Below are 7,727 nucleotides of genomic sequence, written 5' to 3' on the forward strand. Positions count from 1 at the left end.
CGAACACCGACTCCAACTCACCCGTCCAGCAACTGACCTCAGTCATCCCCTCCATACCAGGACAACGACAACCACCAGCTCAGGACACGAACCGCGGCTGGAGTATTATCCGCGCCTGCCCGCCTCATGGGGGACGGCGAACGAGGCCTATGGCAAGGTATGGGAGCTTCGGCGCCTCATCAAGGGCCGGGTGGAGAGCAGGTGCTGATCGTCCGCGACCATGTCCTGGCCGGACGGGCCTTCGATCGAGGGACTCAACGCCCCCTTCACCGCCTGGTTGACGCTGCGGCGGGCGAGGTCCACGGCACTCATAGCGAGGCCGTGGTCTGAGGGCGATCCGCGATCACGTGACCCTACGGCCGCTGCCGTATACACCTGACGTGGTCATGCAGCGGCATCTCCGCCATGTCGGCAAGACTACCTCTTTGCTTCCGACGCCAACGTCTACTCGGTGCCGGTCCGCATGGTGCGACCCGCCGACTGGTCGAGTCAGGGCCACAAAGTCCCAGGTCATGCTATACGCCGCCGCATCTGGTCAGTGGCGGAACCGTGCTGGCCTCTCCGCCGCGGGCGGTTGGCCGGGGCGCCCGCATCGCTGACGAGCACTGGGACGGTCTGCCCACCGGAGCTGGCCGCCGCGTCACCGCCAGCGGCCGGGGCTGCCTCCGCCTCGCCGCCACAACGCTCTAGGCGCGAAGGCCTAGCCGCTGGCGGCTCTGCTGAACCGGGGCGGCGGTCACCGAGGTGACCGGCACCCGTCCCTTCACTACCCACCGAACGTCGAAGAGATCATCTTGAGCGAGTTGGTCTCCATCCGCATCCGCAATACGGCCGCTAAAGTTGGGCCTGCTTCACCTGGCCGAAGCCTTGACTCAGCACAGCGGGCCGACAGGCCAACATGGGATACCTCGACTTCATCGACCTGGTTCTCTCCGAGGAACTCGCCGTTCGTAAATGACCGTCGCTTCGGCACCGGCCAGCGGATCTTGAAGGTGCCGCGCCACAAGACACTCGACGCCTATGATTTCTCGTTCCAGTCCGAGGTCCTGGCCCAGTGGATCCTGATCAACTCGATTCCGTCCGCCGTACGCAGTGACTCCATCAGGCGGAGTAAGTCATGCTGGGACAAGGCCATCGCGTCACCTCTCGTTTCAACGAGCTTCGCTACTCGGAGAGTTGCGCGATGGCCGCCTCATGACCAGGGGCTATGCAGAGATCGCTGCTACACCACTCGATGGGACGCCATCCGCCGGTGACCTCTATCCGTGAAAGCTGACAGATACTCTCTCGCCGCAACGTGGGGGCGGCTCATCATGACCGGCCAGCGGAGCGGCCAGAGAAACCTTGCAAGGTGTCTCGACGCCACCTTCACCTGGCTGGGACGCGGTCCGCTGATGGCGGCGCGGCGGTCCGAGGAGTTGCTGCGGGCCGCGCTCGGGGTGCTCGACCGGATTCCGTACGGGGACTGGAGCGCTCACTTGAGGATTCGCCGGACGTGGAGGGCGCCCTCCGTCTGATCATGTGCTCCGACTACGGTGCACGTGACCAAGACGAAGAGGGCCGTGAGGGGTAGCCTGCTGCCTGATGTTGTCCGGAGGGAAGCGTTCGCAGAAGCGCCACGCTTCCGGGGCGAATTCTACGAGTGTCTCTGAGCGCCCGGCGCGACGAGTTGTTCGAGCTGGTGGACGCGGTCCTGTGTGCGGACGGTGCGGTGAAATCCTCGGTGGACTTGGCGCTGTTGCCCGAGCACCGTCGTGGGCTCGGAGCGATGTACGGCGGCCTGAACATGGCCGGATCGGTACCAGCCGGCTGGGTCGGCGCTGGCCGGACTGTCGCTGCCGCATTTCGACGGCGGGCGCCTTGTTCTTGGCGGTCGACGTGGCGTGGCTTCGCTTGGACGCGCCGTGCTCGGCGGAATGGCTGTTCTGCCACGTGTACCGGCGCGCGAAGACGGGATCGCAGTTCGTCGAGGAAGGCCCTTGTAGGAGATCTGCAACGCTGGGCACCGTGCGCACGCCGAGAAGGCGGCGCCGCGTTTGAGAAGGCATGCGGGGCGAAGTGGCCGAAGGCGGTGAAGAAGATCACCGACGAGGTCGACGCGCTGCTGGTGTTCTGCGACTTCCCCGCCGAGCACTGTGGAACCACGAACCCGAGCGAGTCGACCTTTCTCCTCCGCGGCGCAGCTCCGAACCCAGATCACCTGCGGCGTCGGCAGCCCAGCTGCCGCCCTCGCGAGATGGTGTTCAAGCTCTTCGATCCGCCCAGGCACGCTGGCGAGCGGTCTCCGCACCCACCCGGTCGCCCTTGTCCGAGTCGGCGTTCACACTTCAAAATCGGTCACCTCGCCGAACGAGACGAGGCCCTCGCAGCCACCACCTCAACCAATCCATAACTCTTGAAAGTTCCTCCGTGACCAGGTAGCCCAATCCAGGGATCTCTCACCGCCGCCGGAGCGAATCCAAGCCGAGGGCCTGGGCCAATTGGGTGCGTGTGGTGATGCCAAGTTTGCGATACGCGGCGGAAAGGTGCACTTCGGTGGTTTTTTGGGTGACGTAGAGAGTTTGGGCGATATGGCGATTGGTGTGGCCGTGGGCAGCGAGTTCGGCGACGCGGCGTTCGCTAGGGGTGAGGGCGTGGGGGCCGGTGAGGGCGACGCGGCGGGGGCGTCCGCCGGCGGCGGCGAGCTCGGAGCGGGCCTGCTCCACCAGAGGGGTAGCGCCGCACCGGGTGGCGAGGTCGAGCGCCTCGCGCAGAGGCTTGCGGGCGTCCGCCCGTTTGCCGGCCCGGCGGAGGGCTGCGCCGAGGTCGGTGAGGGCCTTGGCGTACTCGAGGTGGGCGGGGGAACCCTGGAGGGTGTGGACAGCCTCGCGCAGGAGCGTGAGGCCTTCGCTGCCGCCGGTGAGCAGGCCGTTGACGCGCAGGGCCCGTCCGAGGGCGCGGGGCGCGCCCCAACGGCTGGCGAGACGCAGTTCTTCGGCCGCGATGGGCATGGCTGCGTCGTTGTGGCCCAAGGCTTCCAGGGCGAGCGCTGCCTCGGTACGCCAGCCGCATATGGCGGGGTTGCGGCCGCCCAGTGCGGCGAGGGAGTTTCCTGCGGCTTGGGCTGTCGTGAGAGCTTGGGAGTAGCATCCCTGGACACGTAGGAGCCGGGCTTTGGACTCCAGATAGTAGAAGTATGGACCGATAGGGGTGGGCAGGTCGGGAACCCCGGTCCAGACGAGGACGGCCTCGGCATTCTCGGGGCGCCCTTGTTCGAGGAGTGCGTCGGCAAGAAAAGGCCCGACCGCGAGACGCGCGGCGTCCGTTCCAGTGCTGTCGATGACCGTCATACACTCGCGGCCGTCGGCCTCCGCTCCGGTTAGGTCGCCGAAGATGGTACGTCCGAGCATCCGGCCGATGAGAGGGAAAACGAGTTCCCGGAGCGCACCTCGCCGGTAGGCGTGGGCAATGGCGGTTTCTATGCTGGCCGTCGCCCGAGTGTCGTCTGCGAACAGCAGGACCAGCCATGCGCAGGGAAGGGCGCTCGCGCCAGGTGTCTGGGTAATGAGGACGTCGTCCGACAGGCAGGCGTGGGCGCGCTCGACGGCGGAGGAGTTGCCATCGTATGCGTCCAGCAGGCTGGTCATGCCGGCGAGTTCCCGACCTCCGATGCTGTCGTGGAAGGGCAGGTCTCGCAGCCGCTGGTCGGGGTCGCGTAGGTCGGCGCGGTCGGGGACCACTGTCCCGACGTTGATGGTGCCGGCGAGCAGGCGGCTGCGTAGGTCCTCGTGGCTGGTGGGGAGATGGGCGAGGGCTTTGGTGAGTGTGGTGGCCGAGGTGCTGAAGTCACCGCTGAGGTTGAGGACGTTGGCGAGCAGTCCAGCGGTCCGGGCCTGGCCGACTGGGTCGCGGGTGAGGTCCAATGCGCGCTTCAGGTGGCGGGCGGCTGCCTGGCTGTCCACCGTGGCGGCGGTTCGGCCGGCTTCCTGGAGAACCTCCAGCAGGTCGGACGGCGGAGGGGGTTCCTCGATGGCTCGTTCCAGGTAGCCGACTGCGGTCTGCGGGGAGCCGCGCAGGACGGCCTGGGCCGCAGCCTCGCAAAGGATCTTAACGGCATCGCCGCTCCCGGCCGGCGGTAGCATCGTCAGGTGGGCGGCGATTCGCTCCGGCTCCTCCCCAGCCGTGGCGAGCAGGCTGACGGCCCGGCGGTGGGCACGGGCCTGCCACGCGGGCCCGGCGGTCTGGTGGACGGCCGCTTGCACCAACGGGTGAACAAAGACCAGACGTGCCAGGGTCCCATCGCCTTCCAGACGCAGGATCTCGCTCCGTTTCAGTGCCGGGATCCCCTCCAGGGCGGTGAACAGGTCCTGTCCTGCGAGGTTCGCCGTCAGGCGCAGGTCGGCATCGGTTCCCAGTACGGCGGCCGCTTGGGCAAGCGCGGTCGCTTCCCGGGGCAGGCGGGCCAGGCGGATCTCGACCAGCCGTACCACCCCCGGAGCCACCAGACCGGCCACCCGGGCGGCGTTCTCGGCGCTGGGCGCCAGCCCTTCCGCCTTCAGCGCGCGTACCAGTTCGCGCAGAAGCAGCGGGTTCCCGCCGGTAGCCCGGTGGCACTCGGCCGCGAACGATGTGACCACCTCACTGGTGAGCGTGCGCTCCAGTAGCTCCGCGGCGGCCTCGGCGCTCAGCTCGCGAGGTCGGAAGACTTGTGTCGACGGGTCGGACAGGATCTGTAGCAGTAGCCGCTCATCCGTCACGCTCTCGCCGGTCCGCAGCGCGGTGGCCACTAGGACGGGAAGGTCCTGGAGGCGGGGGAGCAGGTAGGCGAGGTACTGCAGGGAGGGTGGGTCACACCACTGCAGGTCGTCTATTAGGAGGAGCAGTGGCTGGTCCTGGCAGAGGTTGGAGGTAAGCCAGTACAGGCCGTGCAGGATGGCGAGGTCGCCGCTCGGTGGGCCTGTGGTGCCCGCCAGGGTGAGCATCTCGTGGGCCTTGGCGGCAGGACCATGCCATAGGCCGGCCTTGTCCGCCGCCTCGTCGACGGCCAGTGTCTCGAACAGTTGCCGTACAACTCCGTACGTAACGCTCCGTTCGAGTTCTGACGCCCGCGCCGATACCACCCGCAGGCCCGCACCCACGCCGGTGCCCCCTGCCTGAGTAAGCAACCGGGTCTTGCCAATCCCTGCGGGCCCTTCCACCACCAGCACACGCCCCGGTCCGTTGTGGAGGACGTCCCTGATTGCCTCCGCAAGTGCTGCGGCCTCCGCCTCCCGTTCCAGCAACCTCTGCTCCGAATCCATTCTCTGGCCAGTCTCCTCGTGCCTCGCTTCGCTCGCCGTCTGCTCGCCAGCTCGGAGAGCTGCTGCTACTGGCACCGCTTTGCCCGGTGATGGCCGCAGTTCATTTGAGACATTGCCGGTTGGCATGAGCTGGCTCAGTGCCCCGTGCAGATCGGGAGTACTGGTCGAGGATCCCTTCTGAGCAGTGAGGCCAGGATCGTTGCAAGGGCGGCGCCTGGCTCGGGTCAGCAGGTGGTCGATCAGCTCGCGCCCCCCGCTTTGGCGTGGCAGTCCGTAGGCTTTGGCGAACTGCCCGAGAGGCGGTGCGAGGGTGTCAATCGACAGCAGGTTGCGGCGCTCCGCGTCAGCGATAACTCCCCCGATGTGACCACTGTCCAGCCTTCGGCGCAGCAGATCCGAGATCGTTCGGATCGGGCTGGTGACAGGCAACCCGCCTACCATCATGACCTCGGCGGGGTCGAGTTCGCCGATGTGTAGCCTCACCTCGGGCTCCCGGGTAACCCGTCGGCGCGCAACAGTGAGTTCCACGTACGTGCTGGGGATGTCGCCGAGCCCCCAGAGGAGACAGGCCGAAGTGTGCGACGCCACACCGTAGTTGGGGTCGTTGAAGGTGCGTTCCCAGGACGCCACCGCAGGCTGGAGACGCAGCCAGGCGACGCGAATCTTCACATGCTCCGGACAAGGATCGCCGATCACCAGATAGACGCCGCGACCAACAATCTCCAGCAGACCGGCATCGACCAAGCGCTTGAGCTGCACCCCATTCAACCCAGCCCTCTTCGCCTGTCTGGCAGTGATCAGCCCCCACTGTCCGGATGTGAAGCGGCGCACAGCGGCCATCTGCTCGACCCTGGTCATACAGCAATAGTTACACGGATGCAGCAATAGTTACACCCCAACGCAAAGTAGGATCCGATCACCCCGACGGCACTGGCATACGAAACGATCCCTTCTAGGTAAGGCCAGCCGCAAGATCATCCCGATCCGAGCAGCTCTAGGCATCACAGCCATGCCGTGCGATCACTCGGGCTTCTGCATCAGTGGCCGAGGATATTAACTGGGGCAGATCCCTATCGAAATCTTCCTCGCCGCCATGAATGCTGTCAGCAGGGGGGTAGCTGCTCTGCGGCGAAATCGCCTTCGAAGCAGTCGAACTGTAGGCAAATCTGGCGACCAGCGCTTTAAGAATCAGAAGGGCTGCGATAGGTCAATTCTGACAGTTTGATGCTATGTAAGCCTAAGGTTCTCATGTCGAAATAGTGCGAGAACCTAAATTTGCAATAACGAGGAATTAATGAACTCTATAAGCGCCTCCGATGCGGCTTTTAATGCTGTCGAAATGCCCTTCCCGCGTCAGGTTAGTCAATATTTGGCACTTGCTCGTAGCGGGGCGGCTGCATTTGCCGCAGAATTTAACCTCGGTGAGTCCGCTGGGTCCACGGCCGCCGCGGTCGGAGAATTGTTAGATTATGCAGCAGTGGTATATCCGGATGCTCAGGAGCAGAATTTTTCGTTGGTGTCTCAATGGTGCACCTGGCTCTTCCTGTTCGATGACTTCTGCGATAACAGGCCCCCCGCCGACGCGATGGCTGAAATGCACCTCATCTGCGCGGAGATCTTGCGGGCACATACTGACGGCACCATCCCGAACACATCGGGCACGGCTTTCGGTGCCGCCTTGGCCGACCTCTGGGAGCGCACTCGATACTGCTTCAGCCCCGACTGGTGGGATCGGTTCGCTCGGCACCTCGTCTTATACGGGCAGACTTCGCAGTACGAACTATTCAGTCGCCATCACCGTCACCCGGTAGACCTCGTCACGCACATCGACACGTTTCGGCATTCCACCGGCGCCTGGCTCGGAATCGACCTAATCGAACCTGCACTGGGCCTCACAATATCCGGTTCGCAACTGAACACTCTGACCCTCCGCACCACGCGGCGGTCAGCTATCGATATGGTGCTCTTCTATACCGACCTCGCATCCTACGGAAAAGACACTAGGCATGAAACCCAGCTCAACTTAATGTCGATTTTGCGAGACCTTCGCGCCGATACCGCCGACCCCCAGGAGTTGGACCTAGATTGGGCGGCCCGGAGCACTCTGCGACTGATGTCTGCGAGGCGAGACACCTTTATCGCCACCGGGGTCGAACTCGCAGCAAAAAGTGCTGATCCAGAGACGCTCGCTTACTTCCAGGCGGTCGAGCACTGGGCCGCCGGAAACCTGCATTGGGTTCGCGAGGCTCGTCAAAGGTATGGAATTTGATAGCCCTTGCACTTCATCGTCGACTTCCCATCAGCGCAGGAACCTTCACCCCGGTCCGCCCTGGCATCGATCATTGAGCCTTGTTCAGTGAGCCTCTTTCATCCTGTGCCGGCGGGTGAAACAGGCTGATCAGCGGGTCTGGTGACGAGGCAGGGCCCCTCGTCGTTGGCGTGATGATT

At 64.8% G+C, this 7,727-nt stretch carries 2 protein-coding genes and 2 pseudogenes; 3 read left to right on the forward strand and 1 reads right to left on the reverse strand.

Going from position 1 to position 7,727, the window contains the following annotated elements:
• Positions 1–1,367 precede the first annotated feature (1,367 nt).
• Together ACZ4NT_RS38285 and ACZ4NT_RS38290 are read left to right on the forward strand one after the other, a co-directional pair.
• A pseudogene (locus ACZ4NT_RS38285) lies at positions 1,368–1,460 on the forward strand (DUF2797 domain-containing protein); the annotation flags it as partial.
• 525 nt (positions 1,461–1,985) lie between these two features.
• Positions 1,986–2,392, forward strand: a pseudogene (locus ACZ4NT_RS38290) (IS256 family transposase); the annotation flags it as partial.
• Positions 2,393–2,438: 46 nt separating this feature from the next.
• Here the strand turns inward: ACZ4NT_RS38290 and ACZ4NT_RS38295 are convergent.
• Complete coding sequence (locus tag ACZ4NT_RS38295; protein WP_467730040.1) at positions 2,439–6,137, reverse strand: AAA family ATPase; 3,699 nt, start codon at positions 6,135–6,137, stop codon at positions 2,439–2,441.
• Positions 6,138–6,573: 436 nt separating this feature from the next.
• On the opposite strand from ACZ4NT_RS38295, the gene ACZ4NT_RS38300 reads away from it, so the two are divergent.
• Positions 6,574–7,548 (forward strand): terpene synthase family protein, encoded by a 975-nt coding sequence (locus ACZ4NT_RS38300; RefSeq protein WP_467730043.1) that lies wholly within the window; start codon positions 6,574–6,576, stop codon positions 7,546–7,548.
• Positions 7,549–7,727 lie beyond the last annotated feature (179 nt).

The sequence above is a fragment of the Streptomyces sp. NPDC026417 genome, from assembly GCF_055567695.1.

Coding starts and splice junctions, on each gene's coding strand:
- ACZ4NT_RS38300 (WP_467730043.1), top strand. CDS start 6,574: ATGAACTCTATAAGCGCCTCCGATGCGGCTTTTAATGCTGTCGAAATG.
- ACZ4NT_RS38295 (WP_467730040.1), bottom strand. CDS start 6,137: ATGACCAGGGTCGAGCAGATGGCCGCTGTGCGCCGCTTCACATCCGGA.